The sequence below is a fragment of the Nocardia vinacea NBRC 16497 genome, assembly GCF_000308835.1.
Lineage (GTDB): Bacteria > Actinomycetota > Actinomycetes > Mycobacteriales > Mycobacteriaceae > Nocardia > Nocardia vinacea.
The window spans coordinates 1-16636 of record NZ_BAGN01000052.1; the positions used below are offsets into that span (position 1 = coordinate 1).

A 16636-nucleotide genomic window follows, 5' to 3' on the forward strand; every position below is an offset into this window, starting at 1 on the left:
AGCCGCCGCATCGACCCGCGCACCAGCACGGTGATGGTCTGGGGCGCGGTCAGCGCGGGCAAGGCGCCCAATGCGATACCGCAGACCGGCATGCTCACCGGCACCGTCCGCACCGGCGATCACGCGACCTGGTCGCTGCTGGAGCCGATGGTGCGCGAGATCGTGGACGGCCTGCTCGCTCCGACCGGGGTGCGCTACCAGTTGAACTACCGCCGCGGCGTACCGCCGGTGGTCAACGACGAGCACTCGACCAGGATGTTCGAGGACGCGATCCGCATGCTCGGCCCGGACGCGCTCGCCGACACCTTGCAATCCGGTGGCGGTGAGGATTTCTCCTGGTACCAGGAGGAGGTGCCGGGCGCGATGGCACGCCTCGGCGTGTGGTCCGGGCACGGCGAACAGTTGGATCTGCACCAGCCGACTTTCGATCTCGACGAGCGCGCGCTTGCCGTCGGTGTCCGGGTGCTCAGCAATATCGTGTTGAACGCGAGCTGACGAAGACGAAGAAGCGGCCGACCTCGGCAGGGGTCGGCCGCTTGCCGTCTGTTCAGCTACCGAAGAATCCGGGACCGACGTTCTTGCTGTTGCGAGTGCGCAGCGCGTGCACGTATTCCGCTGGCGCGCCTGCCTTTTCGGCTGCGTCGGCCATCACGCCGATATAGCGCGCCGACGGTAGCCCGCCCTCGTACGCATCGAGTACGTATAGCCAGGCCAGGATGGGTTCGGAACCACTGCCCGCACTCGGCGTCACGCGCAGCCGGATCTTGCGGTGGATGCCGAAGTCGGAACCCTCCCAGCGGTCGAGGCGCTCCTCGTCTTCAGGGGACACGTCGTAGAGCACCACGAATACCCGCGAGCCAGGCTCCTCGGCGAGGGTGGCCAGCGGGCCTTCCCAGCCGATGTCGTCACCGCTGAAGGTGAGGCGCCAGTCTTCCAACCAGCCCGTCCCGTACATGGGGGAGTGCGGACAGCGCTCGAGCATCTGGGACGAATCCATGTTGGACCCGTAGGCGGCGTAGATCGGCACGACGCAAGGGTATCCAATAACCTGCGCGCATCGTCTCTATCCCGGCGAGATGACCGTGTGTTCGCCAGCTAACGTTGTTTACCGGCACCGGAGATCCCGGTCGAACAGCTCCAGCGGAGGTATCCATGACCCGCATAGCGATCATCGGTGGCGGACCGGCCGGTTATGAAGCGGCATTGGTGGCGGCCCAGCACGGGGCCACGGTCACCCTGATCGATAGCGACGGCATCGGCGGGGCGTGCGTCCTGTGGGACTGCGTGCCGTCGAAGACTTTTATTGCCTCGACGGGCGTGCGCACCGATCTGCGTCGCGCCCGTGACCTGGGCATTACCCTCGATCCGAGCCAGGCCCAGATCGAATTGGGTGAAGTGAACGCTCGGGTGAAGGCGCTGGCGCTGGCCCAGTCCTCCGATATCCGATCCAAGGTGCAGGCCGCGGGCGTGACGGTGCTGGCCGGGCGCGGAAAGCTCAGTGATCCGGGCACCGGCATGGCCGCGCACCGGGTGCGCGCGCTACTGGCCGATGGCACCGAGGAGTCCGTCGAGGCCGAAGTGGTGTTGATCGCCACCGGTGCGAGCCCGCGCGTGTTGCCCGGCGCCGAGCCCGACGGTGAGCGCATCCTGAACTGGCGTCAGCTATACGACCTGGAGGAACTTCCGGAGACCCTGGTGGTGGTCGGCTCCGGTGTGACCGGCGCCGAATTCGTCTCCGCGTATACCGAAATGGGTGTACGGGTGAAGTTGGTCTCGAGCCGTGACCGGGTGCTGCCCGGTGAGGATGCGGATGCCGCGCTCGTACTCGAGGACGCACTCGCCGAACGCGGCGTCGAATTGGTCAAGCACGCCCGAGCCGATGCGGTGGAGCGCACTGCCCAGGGGATCGTGGTCAAGCTCTCGGACGGCCGCACCGTCACGGGTACGCATGCGCTGATGACCGTCGGTTCGATACCTAATACCGACGACCTCGGCCTGGAGCGGGTCGGCATCGAACTCGACCGCGGTGGTTACCTGCGGGTGGACCGGGTGTCGCGCACCTCGGCACCCGGTATCTACGCGGCGGGCGACTGCACCGGTCTGCTGCCGCTGGCCTCGGTGGCCGCCATGCAGGGCCGCATCGCGATGTACCACGCGCTGGGCGAGGGCGTCAGCCCGATCCGGCTGAAGACGGTCGCCTCGGCCATTTTCACCCGTCCGGAGATCGCGACCGTCGGCGTGAGCCAGACCGCCATCGATAACGGCGAGGTGCCCGCGCGCACGGTGATGCTGCCGCTGAATACCAACCCGCGCGCCAAGATGTCGGGTCTGCGCAGGGGTTTCGTCAAGATCTTCTGTCGGCCCGCGACCGGTGTGGTCATCGGCGGTGTGGTCGTCGCCCCGATCGCCTCGGAGCTCATCCTGCCGATCGCGCTCGCGGTCCAGAACAATCTGACCGTCAACGATCTCGCCCAGACCTTCTCGGTGTACCCGTCGCTCACCGGCTCGGTCACCGAGGCGGCCCGGCTGCTGATGCGTCACGACGACCTCGATTAACAGGCGGTATTTGATTTGCAGCGCCTTCGGCGCCGCGAACGTCGCTCGTAAGACTCGCTCCGTTGTGGCCGGATTATGCGGTCGATCTCGAGTGCCCCGAGTCTTACTGTCTTGTCTGGACTTTCACCGCGTTGCCAGTCCGGCGCGCATGTGGTTCACTTCCCGCAGAGATGCGATCGGCGGGCGATCGCGAGGGTTCTGTGTGGGGGGATCGATCCTTTCCAACGGGAACGGCGAACGGCCGCTTGGTCGTTCGGCGGTCCTCATTCGTGGACCAAGCGTCTCACCAGGGATAACTGCGTGCGACCCACCCGGTCGCACACGGGAAAGGGATTGCGAAAAGTGAAACATCGTAAGCCGACTCGAGCGCAGCGAGCGATGGCGAGCACATCGTTGCCACTGGCCACTGCGGCGGCCGTGGCCACGCTCTTCGCGGCGCCAGCGGGGGCAGTTCCGGATCAGCCGAGTACACCGACCACCCCGGCGCCCGCGCCTGCCGATCCGGGCAGCACCGCGCCGACGGATCAGGGCCAGCCGGAGACCACCAAGCCGGAGCCGGACAAGCCCGACACCAAGCCGTCGCCGACGCCGAGCCAGCCGGGTGTCACCACGCCGGATCCGAACCAGGTCATGCCGAATCAGCCCAGGGATCCGAAGCTGTCGACGCCGACCCAGCCGGGTGTCACCACCCCGCGCGTCGCGCCGCTGCCGGTTCCGGGACAGACCGGCCCCGCGATCCCCGCCGTGGTGCCGGAGACGGCTCCCGGTGCGCAGGCTCCGAAGCCCGCGCAGCCCGGTACCACCGCGCCGGGTGCGAACACCCCGAGCGGTCCGAACGCCCGGACTCCGCAGCAGCCGGAGACCGACACGCTGGTGCAGCAGCCGCGCTGGGAGGCTCCGCGCTTCCAGCAGGCGCCTGCCGCGCCGGTCGTCGAGATGGACGGGCCGCATCAGGAGATCGGCGCCAATATCGACGGTGGCTCGCTGGCGCCCGGCTACGTGGCCAACACCCACCACTTCAACAATGCCGCGGGCTACGTCGGCACCATCGGATACCGCACCCCGACCGGTCAGGGCGAGGCCGGTGTGTCGGTCGAATACATCGGCGCCAACACCGTCAAGGTCACCTCCTACACCGGCGGTGAGGGTCTGGCCGACAATAAGACCGAGGTCATCCTCGACACCACCCAGGCCAACCTGGCCAAGGCCGCTGTCGAGCACTGGATTCGGGAACAGCCGGGCGGCGTGGCTGCCCTCGAGGCCGCCGCGCAAGTTAAACTTCCGGTGCCGCCAGGCGAACTGGCTCCGCAGACGGTCAACGTTGCCGGGGTCACCACCCAGTGGGGTGGGTCACTCCAGTACTGACACGAGCTGATTCGACGGGTGGGGCGGTCGTTCTCGACCGCCCCACACGTGTGTCCTGGGGAAAGGATTTGGTGTGGGCTCCGAGGGTGATGGCAGGGACAACGAATCCGACCGGACCGGGTCGGAATTCGGACCCCCGTTGGACGATTTCGGGCCGCCGGTCTCCGATTTCGGTCCTCCGGTAGGCGATTTCGGGCCGCCGACGGGCGGGCAGGCTCGACCGCAGTGGTCGGTGCCCGAGCCTGGCACCGATCATCCCGAGCTGATCTGGCGTCCGGCCGACGAACCGTCGACGGTGCCGCCACCACCCCCGCAGTACCGCGCGCCGGATACGACAGTGTTCGGTGATGCGCCACCACCGCCGCCCCGGCAACCGGAGCCGCCGACGCGCCGACCCGAGCCTCCGGTCGAACCGGATCCCAACGAGGCCACCGTCCGGCATACGACCCCCGCCGCGGGCCAGCGTGACACCTGGTGGAACAGCCCCACCGAATCCGGCGGGGTACCGAAGCCGCCGTCCGAGCGGTCGGGCCTGTCCTGGGCCGACGATCCGATCGCCCAACGCCTTACGCCGAAGCTGATCTCCGACACGATCACCGCGACCCCGACCCGGCACAGTTCGCGCGGTCGATGGATAGCGCTCGGTGTGCTCGCCGCGATCGTGGTGGTCTTGGCGCTGGTGGTGACCTTCGTCGCGGTCAGCCGCGACGACAACGGCAGTCCGAAGGCGGCGCCGCCCGCCCCGCCGAGCACCACTGCCGCGCTGAGCTGCCCCGCGAGTAAAGACGGCAAGGTGACCCGCGGCAACGGGCAGGGCGACACCTCGAGCGGTCCCGGTGCGATCCTCGGCTTCCAGTACGAGTTCTACGTCGACCGCAATGGTGAGCGGGCGCGCAGGTTCGTCGCGCCGGATGCCGAGAATGTGTCGACGGCCGAGGTCATCCAGCAGGCCATCAATGAACAGATTCCGGTCGGCACCACGCATTGCCTGCGGATTGCCGAGTCGGCGGCCGACACGTTCGAGGTGGACCTGACCGAACATCGCCCCGACGGTACGACCAATGTCTACCGGCAGACCATCATCACGGTGGTCCGGGATGGCAAGACCGTGATCTTCGCCATCCGGGAGCGCGCCTGAGCTCTCAGATCATGGGATGAATATTTCACATTTTGGTAGCGGTGTGGGACAGTGGGGTTTCGCGTCCCCTCGGAGGTTTCCATGTCGCCGATCAATCCACCGCTCGCAACCAAACTGGGCGGACTGAAGAGTTCGGCGATTCGTGACCTGCTCGAGCTGACCACGCGCGAAGAGGTGATCAGCCTCGCGGGCGGTTTGCCGGATGCGGAGTTGATGCCCCGGGAGCGGCTCGTCGCGGCGGCCGATGCGGCGCTGAGTGATGCCGCGGTGTTGCAGTACACCGGGTCGCGCGGGTGGCCTCCGCTGCGCGATGTGCTGCGCCTGCGGGAGTCGGCGAAGCTGGGTCGCGCGGTCGGGCTCGACGAGGTGTTCGTGACTCATGGTTCGCAGCAGGCGCTTTCGCTGCTCGCCGAGGTGCTGCTGGATCCGGGCGCGCTGGTGGTCGTCGAGGATCCGGCGTATGTCGGTGCGCTGCAAGTGTTCCGGGCCGCCGGTGCGCGGATTGTGGCGGTGCCCCTGGATTCCGAGGGCATGCGGCTGGATGTGCTGAAGGAACTGCTGGTGCGCGGTGAGCGTCCCACGGTCGTGCACACGGTGAGCAATTTCCACAATCCGGGTGGCGTCACGATGAGCCCGCCGCGTCGTCGTGAATTGGCCGAACTCGCCGATACCTACGGCTTCTGGGTGATCGAGGACGATCCGTACGGTGAGCTCTGGTTCGACCGGCCCTCGCCCGATCCCGTGGCAACCTACTCCCGCAATGTGATTCGGCTGTCCAGTGCCTCGAAGATCCTCGCGCCCGCGCTGCGGGTCGGCTGGATGGTGGCGCAGGAGCGCATCTGTCGCGCGGTCGAATTGCTGAAACAGGGTGCGGACCTGTGCGGTTCGGCGCTGACCCACCAGATCGCCGCCGACCTGCTCACCGACGAAACCTGGCTGACCGGCCATGTCGAGACCGTCCGCAGCGCATACGGCGACCGCGCCAAGGCGCTCGTGCACGCCGTGCGTACCCGCTTCGGAGACCGCGTCACCTGCACCGACGCCGCCGGTGGCATGTTCGTGTGGGCCGATTTCACCGACGGCACGGACACCGATCGGCTGCTGCCGCGAGCCCTGGAGCACGGGGTCGCCTTCGTGCCCGGTTCGGCGTTTGCCGTCGACACCGACTACAGCCATTCCATGCGCATGTGCTTCACCACTTCGGACGCGGCGACATTGGCGCAGGCGATCGACCGGCTGGCTCGCGCGGCCGAATAGTCGTCAATCCACCCAGTTGTAGGTGCGCTCCACGGCCTTGTTCCAGGCGGCGAGGTGAGTTTCGCGATCCGTCGCAGACATCGCGGGCTGCCAGGTCTTATCCGCGGCCCAATTGGCGCGGATGTCATCGGTGCTCTCCCACAGCCCGACGGCGAGCCCGGCCGCATAGGCCGCACCCAGCGCGGTGGTTTCATTGACGACCGGGCGGACCACCGGCACATCGAGGATGTCGGACTGGAACTGCATGAGCAGATCGTTGCCAACCATGCCGCCGTCGACCTTGAGGGTGGTCAGTTCCAGCCGCAGCTGCTGGGATTCGGCATCGGCGCGCATCGCGTCCATGACCTCGCGCGTCTGAAATGCGGTGGACTCCAACACCGCTCGCGCCAGATGTGCCTTGTTGACGAAGCGGGTCAGGCCCGCGATCACGCCACGGGCATCCGGGCGCCAGCGCGGCGCGAAGAGGCCGGAGAACGCGGGGACGATGTAAGCGCCGCCATTGTCCTCGACACTGCGCGCCAGCGGTTCGATCTCGTCGGCGGCGGAAATGATGCCGAGATTGTCCCGGAACCATTGCACCAGTGAGCCGGTCACCGCGATGGATCCCTCCAGTGCGTAGACCGGCGCCGCGGCGCCGAGCTGGTAACAAACCGTGGTGAGCAGGCCGTGTTTGCTGAATACCGGCGTCGTTCCAGTATTGAGCAGCATGAAATTGCCGGTGCCGTAGGTGTTCTTGGCTTCGCCGGGGGACAGGCAGGCCTGGCCGAAGGTCGCCGCCTGCTGGTCGCCGAGAATGCCCGCGACGGGTATGCCCGCCAATGGGCCGGAGCCGATCTCCCCGTAGATCTCCGATGAGCTGCGGATCTCGGGCAGCATCGACCGCGGTACCCCGAATTCCGCGCAGATTCGCGAATCCCATTGCAGCGTACGCAGATCCATCAACATGGTGCGCGACGCGTTGGTCACATCGGTGATGTGCTGACCGGTGAGCTTCCACAGCACCCAGCTGTCGATGGTGCCGAAACACAGCTCACCTGCTTCGGCCCTGGCCCGCGCGCCCTCGACATTGTCCAGAATCCAGCGCAGTTTCGGACCGGCGAAGTAGGTGGACAGCGGCAGACCGGTGCGGTCCTGGTAGCGCGTCGCGCCGAATTCGCCGCCCAGTTCGGTGACCAGACGGTCGGTGCGGGTGTCCTGCCAGACGATCGCGTGATGAATCGGCTTGCCGCTGGCCCGATCCCACACCACCGTCGTCTCGCGCTGATTGGTGACGCCGACCGCATTGATCTCATCGGCGGCGATACCGGTGCTCCGCAGCACCTCGCCGAGGACGAATTCGGTATTGCGCCAAATGATTTCCGGATCGTGCTCGACCCAGCCCGGCCGCGGAAAGATCTGCTCGTGCTCGCGCTGCGCGATACCGACGACACGGCCCTGCCGGTCGAAGATAATGCACCGACTCGAGGTCGTGCCCTGATCAATGGCGGCCACATAGCGACGCATTCGTGCAGGCTACTAAAACCGACGTGGTCGGCGGGGAAAACGACGGAGCGCGCCGCGCATCACATCGCGACCAGCAGGTTCTCGGACTAGTGTTGAGGTCGGTTACCGGCGAGTAGCGCTGATTATCGGCCGCGGGCGACACGGCTTCGGCCCCGACACGGGATCGTCGCCGATTCCCTTTAGCCTGTACAACAGAAGACCGCCCCCCGACTGTGCAGCTCGATCGTGTGCCCGAAAGACCACAAACGTCGTCTGAACCCCGGCGCCGGGGTCGGCTGGAGGTATCGAGCATGACCAAACAACCGGAATCGCAGTTCCTCGGACCCGAGCAACGCGCGACGGCATGGGAGCGCTTCGGCAAGGACCACTTCGACGTGGTCGTCGTCGGGGGCGGTGTGGTCGGCTCGGGTATCGCGCTCGACGCGGCCACGCGCGGTCTGAAAGTCGCACTGGTCGAGGCGCGTGATCTCGCTTCCGGCACCTCCAGCCGGTCCTCGAAGATGTTCCACGGCGGACTGCGCTACCTGGAGCAACTGGAACTCGGGCTGGTGCGCGAGGCGCTGCGGGAACGTGAACTCGCACTCGCCAGGCTCGCGCCGCATCTGGTGAAGCCGCTGCGCTTCCTCTACCCGCTGACCCGCCGCGGCTGGGAACGCCCGTATGTGGCCGCCGGACTGGTGCTCTACGACACCATGGGCGGCGCGAAATCCGTTCCCGGCCAACGTCATCTATCCCGACACGGCGCACTGCGGTTGGCGCCGGGTTTGCGGCCCGACTCGCTGATCGGCGGCGTCAGCTATTACGACACGGTCGTCGACGATGCCCGCCACACCATGACCGTCGCCCGCACGGCCGCGCACTACGGCGCGGTGATCCGCACCTCCACCCAGGTCGTCGGCTTTCTGCGCGAGGCGGACCGGGTCGTCGGGGTGAAGGTGCGCGACAGCGAGGACGGCCGCACCGGCGAAGTCCGTGCCCACGTGGTGATCAATGCGACCGGTGTGTGGACCGATGAGGTCCAGGCGCTTTCGCACAATCGGGGCCGCTTCCACGTACGTGCGTCCAAGGGGGTGCACATTGTGGTGCCGCGCGACCGCATAGTCAGCGATGCCGCGATCATCCTGCGCACCGCGACCTCGGTGCTGTTCGTCATCCCGTGGGGCGCGCACTGGATCATCGGCACCACCGATACCGATTGGAAGCTGGACCTCGCCCATCCGGCGGCGACCAAGGCCGATATCGATTATCTGTTGGATCGGGTCAACCAGGTGCTGGTCACCCCGCTCACGCCCGCCGATATCGACGGTGTCTACGCGGGTCTGCGGCCTTTGCTTGCGGGAGAAAGCGATTCGACCTCCAAGCTGTCGCGCGAGCACGCGGTCGCCCGGGTCGCGCCGGGGTTGGTAGGCATCGCGGGTGGCAAATACACCACCTACCGGGTGATGGCCTATGACGCGGTCGACGAAGCGGCACAGGATATTCCGGCGCGTGTCTCACCGTCCATCACCGACAAGGTTCCGCTGCTCGGCGCCGACGGCTACTTCGCGCTGATCAATCAGACGGTGCAACTCGCCGAGGCCTATGGCGTGCATCCGTACCGGATCAAGCACCTGCTCGATCGCTACGGCTCGCTCATCGACGAGGTCATGGCCATGGCCGACGGCAAACCCGAACTGCTGCAACCAATTATGGATGCGCCGTCGTATCTGCAGGTGGAAGCGGTCTACGCGGCCGCCGCGGAAGGCGCGCTGCATCTGGACGACATTCTGGCCCGCCGGACCAGGATCTCCATCGAATACTCGCACCGCGGCGCGAACTGCGCCGAACAGGTGGCCAATCTGGTCGCGCCGATACTCGGTTGGGACGACGACGAAATCGACCGGGAGGTAAGCACTTACCAAGCACGCGTCGAGGCGGAGATCCGCTCCCAGACCCAGCCGGACGACCCCTCCGCCGATGCCCTGCGCATCGCGGCACCCGAACCGCGCGCGGAGATCCTGGAACCGGTCCCGTTGGACAGCTGAGAACTAGACAGCCGGCGGCGGCAGCATAATCGAGGTGATCGTGCCGCCACCGGCGGCCGGTTCCATTGTCGCTGTGCCGCCGTGCAAATCGGCGATCCACGCCACCAGCGCCAGCCCGATTCCGCTGCCACGCCCGCCGCTCACCCCACGCGTGAACGGACTGCTCGACAACTGCGGAGTCAAACCCGCCCCATGGTCACGCACGCTGATCCGGCCATCGGCCACATGCACCTCCACGGGCGCACCGCGATTGACCGCCCCGTGCGTGATCGCATTCTCGATCAGATTGCGCACCGCAAGGCTCAGCAGGTTCGGATCACCGGTCACCACACTGGGATTCGCCTGCAGCACAATATTTTCCTGCGGGAATTCCTCGACCACCGATTCGGTGAGCTGATCGAGCAGCAACTGCACTTTTTCCATGGTGGTGACGCCCGCCTGCATCCGCGCACGCGCCAACAATCCCGAGACGATTCGCTCCATCCGACTGCCCAATGCTCTGGCATCGACCAACGCCCGCTCGACCTCGTGCGGATTGCGGCGGCGCGGCGCGGTGACCAAACCGAGAGTCGTGAGCGGCGTGCGCAATTCGTGGGCGGCATCCCCGAGAAACCGCTCCTGCTCTTCGAGCAGCACAATGGCCTGCCGCATGCTCCGGCCCGAGAGCAGATGTCCGGCCACCGCGGACAGCGCGACCAGCGTGAGCCCGCCGACGACGAGCCCCCAGATCAGCAGTGCCCGATCACGGTCGAACGCACCGGGATTCGTGCCCGCGATGACCACCGCTTTGGTCTCGGACTCCTCCCAGGTGATCGGTGTCGCCGCGATACGGACCGGGCGGCCCGCACCGTCGTATCCGTCGCGGAAGACGGTCTCCCCGGCCAGATCGGCGTCATCGGCGAGTCCCGCGACGCCGTCGTCCTTGGGCAGCCAGGAGCGCAGATGCGCGAAATTCTCCTGCCACCTGCCATTCCCGGGCGCGCTGAGCACCACCACTGCGACTTCGCCGTTGGCCAGGGCGTCGTTCTCGAGCTGGCTCACGTCGATGGTTTCCTCGCCCTCGGGCAGGTTGACGGCGCGGAACAGTCCGCTCACCACCCGATCGAGGGAATCGTCGACCGCGGCCTCCCGCGAGCGGGCATCGATGGTCGCCGCGACGATGCCGAGAATTATCAGACAGGTCGCGGTGATGGCGGTGATCAGTGCGGTGAGCAGCCAGCGGGTGCGGCGGAGGCGGGCCACGGCGGGGCGGGCATCCGCCGTGGAAATCAAGGTGCGAATGAGTCACTTCCGATCATGAAACCGGTACCGCGCACGGTCTCGATCACCGGTGGCGCGCCGAGTTTGCGCCGCAACTGCGCTATGACGGCGTCGACGACATTCGATGCGGGTTCGGCCATTTCGTCCCAGCAGCATTCGATGAGTTCCGAACGCGATACGACGCTGCCCGCGCGGGTGGCGAGCAGTTCGAGTACGGCGAATTCCTTCGGAGTCAGCGAGCGCAGTATGCCCGCGCGCTGCACCCGGCGACGCGGCAGGTCGATATCGATATCGCCGAGCACGATCCGGGCCGGCGCCGGATGTTCGCGCCGCCGCGACAGTGCGCGCACCCGTGCGGCGAGTTCCGGCAGTGCGAACGGTTTGACCAGGTAGTCGTCGGCGCCGTGCTCGAATCCGGCTATGCGATCGGCCAATGCGTCGCGGGCGGTGAGAATCAGGACCGGGACCCGTTGACCCCGCGCGCGGTGCGCCGCGACCAACTGCAGACCGTCGCCGTCGGGCAGGCCGCGATCCACGACGAGCACGTCGTAGCCGTTGACGGAGATCTTGAAATCGGCATCCGCGAGGTTGGGGGCGAGGTCCACCGCGAAACCGGCCGAGCGCAGTCCCGCGGCGACTTCCATGCCGAGACCTTCGTCGTCCTCGATCACCAGCACTCGCACGAGGTCAGAGAATAAGGTATTTCACACCTGGTGCGCAGACTGGTGTCCGAGTACTCAGTAGGTGTAGAGATCCCAGCCGTCGGCGACCTCGCGGCACTCCCACTGGGTGCCACCGGTCTTCGGGGAGTTACCGTCTGCGGCGCAGGCGTCGTAGGTCGCGTAGTTGCCGATAAACGGGGTGTGCATCGGGGTGGGCGCGGCCGAGGCGACTCCGGTGCCCGCGGCGACGGCGCCGAGGACGAACATTCCGGCAGCGATCGTGGAGCGGATCTTCATGGTTTTTCCTCTCGTTCGCGCGGGTTGTTCCCGCGTTGGGACAAGAAAACCAAGGCGTCCGTGAGAATTTCGTGATGACGCTGAAACCGCTGTTCAGTGCTCCTTTTTCGGAGTTTCGACATGGGTGGCCCAGGCCATGAGCGATCGAACGTAGCGCATTACCAGTTCATCCGGGTACCGCTGTGGGTCGGCCAGATGCAGCCGAGCCAGTTCCTCCAATGCCGCGAGCATGATTCGCTCGGTCGCGCCATCCGGATCGACCGTGACCCCGGCATGGCGGGACAGATGCCGCGCGCCGATCGCCCGCGCATAGGACCGGCCGAGCTCGAGCCGGTCGCGCAGATCCGGCGGTCCGCCGTCGGGTGGGCTGAGGATGATCCGCCAACTCGTCGGCGTGGCATGCAGATAGGCGAGAATACTGCGGCCGATCCGATCGGGGTCGTCATCGGTGTCGGACCAGTCGAGGGTGCCGATACCGGCCAGTGCGATTGCGGATTCGCGATCCACCAGCGCGGTCATCAGCCCGGACAGATCGGTGAACTGCTGATACACCAGTGCCCGTGCGACCTCGCCCTCGCGCGCGACCCGATCGATACTCACCGCACCGAAGCCGTCGACGGCGACGATGTCGCGCGCCACATCGAGTAGCTGTGCGCGCCGCTCGGCCGCGGACATGCGGCGCTTGGGCGTGGGACAGGGCTTCGCAGTGGGCTGCTCGGACCTCGAGCGCTCCGTGGTCACGGCAACGACGGTAGCGCAAGCAATAGCTCCACCGCCTTGGCAGCGCTCTGCACCGCGCTCTCCATGGTGGCCGACCAGTCGGTCGCGGTCCAATCGCCCGCTAGCACAAGCGTGGGCACCGAGGTGCGCTGATTCGGGCGCAGGCCGTGCGTGCCGAGCACCTGGGAGAAGGTCGCCTTCGGCATCCGAACGACGTGTCCCTGAACGACTTTCGCGTCTACAGCGGCCGGGTAGTAGCGGCGCAGCAGGCGCATCTGTTCGTCGATGATCTGCTCGTTGGTCTTGTGGATCTGCTCGTACGCGCCGCTGGTGGTCAGGCAATACAGCCAGGCCTGGTCGGTGCTTCGCCCGGTCATCAACTGCCGGTCGAAGACCTCGTCGATGACGCCGGTGCCGCCGATCAGCGCCTCGAATTCGGCCTCGGTGCCGAGCGGGCGGTCCAGGTACAGGTTGGTGCTGACGATCGGTGTGTAACCCAATTTATCTGCGGCGGCGTAGATTTCGGAGTGCTCGGGCAGGTCGTCGAGCAGACCGCCAATATTCGAATTCGGTACCGCGCAGACAACGGCATCGGCCGGGACAACCGAACCGTCGGCGAGCACCACCTCGGTCACCGCGCCGTTCTCGATATTGATCCGACGAGCCACCGCGCGGTGGCGGACCTCGACACCGTATTTCTCGAAAACCCTTTGGGCCCCGGTGATATAGAGCGTATCGAGGTCGGTGGTCGGGTAGCCGATGGTGACCGCTTTGCGGTGTTTGATCCCGAGCCGGATGCCGGTGGCCATCAAATCGGCGAGGATCTTGGCCGATTCCTGCTGCACCGGTTCGGCCGCGAGACCGAGAGCGAGCCAGTCCCACAACGCTTCTCGCGCCGGAGCGGGCATACCGACCCGGTTGAACCACTGTTCGGTGGTGAGGTCTGCGAGATCGGCGGGTTGGTGCAGACACTGCCAGCCCAATCGCGCCGTGGCACGGGCCGCGCGCAGCCGATCGAGCAGGCTCGCGTCGGGATGCGCGCCGAACAAAGTGCGCCAAGCGCCGAAGCCCTTGGTCGACATGGAGGCACTGCGCCCGTCCGGCCAGCGCAGCGTCGCGCACTGCGGGAAAGCGACGTATTGCCGGGTGCCGACACTGGTCAGGTAGCGGAACAGATGGTCGTAACCGCTGGCGATCACATGCTGGCCGTTATCGGGAAGGTCATCGGCCGCTTCGACTTTCATCGCATGCGTCCGGCCGCCTAGTCGACCGCGGCGTTCCAGCAGGGTGACCTGCTTACCCGCCTCGGCCAACCAGACCGCGGACGCGAGCCCGGCCAGTCCCCCCCCGATGACCACGTACCGCCGCGGATCGTTCACCTTGCACTCCCTATATTAACTTGCATTCTGCAAGTTAATCGGGAGTGCTTGGGCCGTCAAGGGTTTGGTCGAACGCCGATCTGCTCCATGGCATAGAATTCGATCGAACTGTGCGCGGAGAACACCGTGACCTCGTCGCCGTGGTCCCGCACCAGTTCGCGCAGCCGCCGCTGATTCTCGATGCGGGCGGCGGGAAGTGTCTGCACATTCTTCTCGAACATGGCTGTTCCGAGCGGTTGTCGCGGACGAACCGGGTCGAGGACACCGGGATGGTAGTAGGAGTCGCCCGCGGACAGCAGCCAGCCGTTCCCGGTATCGACGGCGACGCCCGCATGGCCGCGGGTATGCCCGGCGAGCGGGATGATCAGGATTTCCGGTGGCAGACCGGTCAATTCGCGCACCGCGTCGAATCCGAACCAGCTGTCACCGGTATCCGCGTACGATTCCCAGCGCGGACCGTGGCGGAACTGAGGTTCCTTGTAGCGCAAGCGTTCTTCGCGCGTATGCCCGCCCTGTAGGGCACGCAGTTCCTCGGCGTATACGTGCACCCGCGCGTGCGGGAAGTCGGCGAGGCCGCCCGCATGGTCGAGGTCGAGATGGGTGAGGACGATGTCGCGCACATCCTCGCGTCGGTAACCCAGCGCCTCGATCTGGCGCACCGCGGTCTGTGCGAGATCGAGGACCGGATTGGTGAGCCGGAGGAAGCGACGGCCGAGCCATTCCTCGGGTCGATGCACCGCCTGCTCGCCGATGCCGGTCTCCACCAGGACGAGTCCGGAGTCGAGTTCGAGGAGCAGACAGTGGCAGACCATCTCGGCGCGGCCGAAGATGCTGCCGGTGCCGTCGAGGAGTCGGCCGCCGAGTGGGCGCATCGTGCCGCAATCGAGGTGGTGCACGCGCATCAGGAGAGCTCCCGTTCGAAGGTGGTACGCAGGTGGGCGGCGACCGCGCGCAGCGGCGCGACATCGCGTTTGGTCTTGGCGAGCATCAGGGCACCCTCGATCGTGGCGAGGGTGACAGTCGAAAGTTCGTTGGCGCGCTCCTGGTCGATTCCCTTGTCCCGCAGGTACTTTTCGATCGACTCCCGCCAGGATTCGAAACCGGTGACGCAGGCCTGCCTGATCGTTTCGCTCTCGCGCCCCGCGTCGAGTGCGATGGTCGCGATGGGGCAGCCGCGTTCGAAATCGGAATCGACGAGCAGTGCGGTGAGGACGTCGAAGGCGGTGGCGATATCGCCACCGTCGGCGAGGATGGCGTCCAGTTGGTCGCGCAGTTGGCTGCTCGATTGGGTGAGGGCCTCGGCGGCGAGTTGTTCCTTGCCGCCGGGGAAGTGGAAGTAGAGCGAGCCCTTGGGTGCGCCGCCCGCGCTGACGAGTTGATTAAGGCCGGTGGCGTGATAGCCCTGGGTGTGGAAGAGGTCGGCCGCGGCGTCGATGAAGCGTTGGCGAGAGTCGGTGCGAGGTGCCACGCCCTCACGGTACGTGAACTATGACGACCGGTCTAGTTAGTTCGGAAAACCGGCGAATATTCGAGGTGGATGGTGGTGGATTCGGGACGCCTGGGTCGGCAGTGGTGGAAAGAGCGTGCAGGAGTGGATAACTGAAGACCGCCGTGGCGGTGAGGGCGAGGAGGGCGGCGAGTAGTCGGCTGACTATCGCGGTCAGGTGGGTTCTGGCTGGCAGCGTGGGCAGAAGTAGATGCCGCGTTCGCGCTGGGTAATGCGGTCGGACTGGGGGTTTCGGGCCGTTCGGCCGGGTTGGGGTTCGGTCTCGCCGAGTAGATGGACGACCATGCGGGTGCCGCAGCGCTGGCACGGGCGTCGGGCGCGGCCGTAGGCGAGTGGCCGCCACGGTGGTTCGGTGGCGGCCTTGGTGAGTACGCGATGCGCCTCGTGCACGAGGGCGAGCAGGTCGGGGACGTCGCAGATAGGTGTGGCCGGGTGGACGCGGCGCAGGAAGCAGATTTCGCTGCGGAAGATATTGCCGATACCGGCCAGGTTGCGCTGGTCGAGTAGGGCGAGGCCGATCGGTTGGGCCGGATGCCGTGCCAGCCGTCGCACCGCCTCGGTCACATCCCAGTTGGCGCCGAGCAGGTCCGGTCCGAGATGGTCGGTGGCGGTGTGCTCGTCCGCGCGCCGCAGCACCTCGACGGTGCCGAGCGAAAAGCCCACGGCCTCGGTGTCATCGGTGCCGAGCACCAGCCGGGCGGTCACCGGCGGCCGCGTCCACCGTTCACCGGCGCAGTAGGTCCGCCATTCGCCCTCCATCTTCAGATGCGTGTGGACGCTGACCTCGTCGGTTCGGACGAACAGATGCTTGCCATAGCTGGCGACCCCCTCGACCCGCTGCCCCACCAGATCGACCGTGGCATAGCGCGGCACCCGGAAATCGCTGCGGATCAGCGTTTTCCCCTCCAGCGCGAGCCGCAGTCTGGCCGCCGTCAGGAATACGGTGTCGCCTTCAGGCATGGCTCGAC

At 66.6% G+C, this 16636-nt stretch carries 16 protein-coding genes; 6 read left to right on the plus strand and 10 right to left on the minus strand.

From position 1 onward, the window contains the following. Window positions 1-495: M20/M25/M40 family metallo-hydrolase (locus ON44_RS06125; protein ID WP_040686898.1), on the plus strand; the 495-nt coding region annotated here is incomplete at its 5' end. A gap of 52 nt (window positions 496-547) precedes the next feature. Here the strand turns inward: ON44_RS06125 and ON44_RS06130 are convergent. Beyond that, window positions 548-1027, minus strand: coding sequence for a gamma-glutamylcyclotransferase family protein (locus ON44_RS06130; RefSeq protein WP_040686900.1), 480 nt, complete (start codon window positions 1025-1027; stop codon window positions 548-550). Window positions 1028-1152: 125 nt separating this feature from the next. Between ON44_RS06130 and ON44_RS06135 the strand changes: the two genes are divergently transcribed. From ON44_RS06135 to ON44_RS06150, 4 genes are all read left to right on the plus strand, one after another. Further along, window positions 1153-2556, plus strand: a complete 1404-nt coding sequence (locus ON44_RS06135; protein WP_040686902.1) for an NAD(P)H-quinone dehydrogenase — start codon at window positions 1153-1155, stop codon at window positions 2554-2556. A 378-nt stretch (window positions 2557-2934) separates the two neighbouring features. Further along, a complete protein-coding gene (locus ON44_RS06140; RefSeq protein ID WP_245567026.1) occupies window positions 2935-3921 on the plus strand; it encodes a hypothetical protein in 987 nt (328 codons plus the stop codon). Between the two features lie 73 nt (window positions 3922-3994). Continuing rightward, entirely contained in the window at window positions 3995-5059 is a 1065-nt protein-coding gene (locus ON44_RS06145) for a DUF8176 domain-containing protein (protein WP_040686904.1), read from the plus strand. Window positions 5060-5140: 81 nt separating this feature from the next. Continuing rightward, the gene (locus ON44_RS06150; RefSeq protein WP_040686906.1) at window positions 5141-6316 is read left to right on the plus strand and encodes an aminotransferase-like domain-containing protein; all 1176 of its coding nucleotides are present in this window, start codon (window positions 5141-5143) and stop codon (window positions 6314-6316) included. Between the two features lie 3 nt (window positions 6317-6319). On the opposite strand, the gene glpK is transcribed toward ON44_RS06150, so the two are convergent. Beyond that, window positions 6320-7819 carry a glycerol kinase GlpK gene (gene glpK / locus ON44_RS06155; protein WP_040686907.1) on the minus strand — a complete coding sequence of 500 codons (1500 nt, stop codon included), beginning with the start codon at window positions 7817-7819 and terminating at the stop codon, window positions 6320-6322. Window positions 7820-8109: 290 nt separating this feature from the next. On the opposite strand from glpK, the gene ON44_RS06160 reads away from it, so the two are divergent. Beyond that, entirely contained in the window at window positions 8110-9843 is a 1734-nt protein-coding gene (locus ON44_RS06160; RefSeq protein ID WP_040686908.1) for a glycerol-3-phosphate dehydrogenase/oxidase, read from the plus strand. A 3-nt stretch (window positions 9844-9846) separates the two neighbouring features. Here ON44_RS06160 and ON44_RS06165 read toward each other — a convergent pair whose 3' ends face one another. The 8 genes from ON44_RS06165 to ON44_RS06200 form a co-directional block, all read right to left on the minus strand. Then, a complete protein-coding gene (locus tag ON44_RS06165; protein ID WP_051181615.1) occupies window positions 9847-11115 on the minus strand; it encodes a sensor histidine kinase in 1269 nt (422 codons plus the stop codon). Further along, window positions 11112-11786: a winged helix-turn-helix domain-containing protein gene (locus ON44_RS06170; protein WP_040686909.1), complete on the minus strand. Its 675-nt coding sequence runs from the start codon at window positions 11784-11786 to the stop codon at window positions 11112-11114. Before ON44_RS06170 ends, ON44_RS06165 begins: the two co-directional genes overlap by 4 nt. A 54-nt stretch (window positions 11787-11840) precedes the next feature. Further along, the gene (locus ON44_RS06175) at window positions 11841-12062 is read right to left on the minus strand and encodes a hypothetical protein (RefSeq protein ID WP_040686910.1); all 222 of its coding nucleotides are present in this window, start codon (window positions 12060-12062) and stop codon (window positions 11841-11843) included. Window positions 12063-12155: 93 nt separating this feature from the next. Continuing rightward, window positions 12156-12803, minus strand: coding sequence for a TetR/AcrR family transcriptional regulator (locus tag ON44_RS06180; RefSeq protein WP_373283131.1), 648 nt, complete (start codon window positions 12801-12803; stop codon window positions 12156-12158). After that, a complete protein-coding gene (hpnE, locus tag ON44_RS06185; protein ID WP_040686913.1) occupies window positions 12800-14161 on the minus strand; it encodes a hydroxysqualene dehydroxylase HpnE in 1362 nt (453 codons plus the stop codon). Before hpnE ends, ON44_RS06180 begins: the two co-directional genes overlap by 4 nt. A 56-nt stretch (window positions 14162-14217) precedes the next feature. Further along, window positions 14218-15063 carry an MBL fold metallo-hydrolase gene (locus ON44_RS06190; RefSeq protein WP_040686915.1) on the minus strand — a complete coding sequence of 282 codons (846 nt, stop codon included), beginning with the start codon at window positions 15061-15063 and terminating at the stop codon, window positions 14218-14220. Beyond that, complete coding sequence (locus tag ON44_RS06195) at window positions 15063-15629, minus strand: TetR/AcrR family transcriptional regulator (protein WP_040686917.1); 567 nt, start codon at window positions 15627-15629, stop codon at window positions 15063-15065. Before ON44_RS06195 ends, ON44_RS06190 begins: the two co-directional genes overlap by 1 nt. Before the next feature lie 192 nt (window positions 15630-15821). After that, complete coding sequence (locus ON44_RS06200; RefSeq protein WP_040686919.1) at window positions 15822-16628, minus strand: DNA-formamidopyrimidine glycosylase family protein; 807 nt, start codon at window positions 16626-16628, stop codon at window positions 15822-15824. Window positions 16629-16636 lie beyond the last annotated feature (8 nt).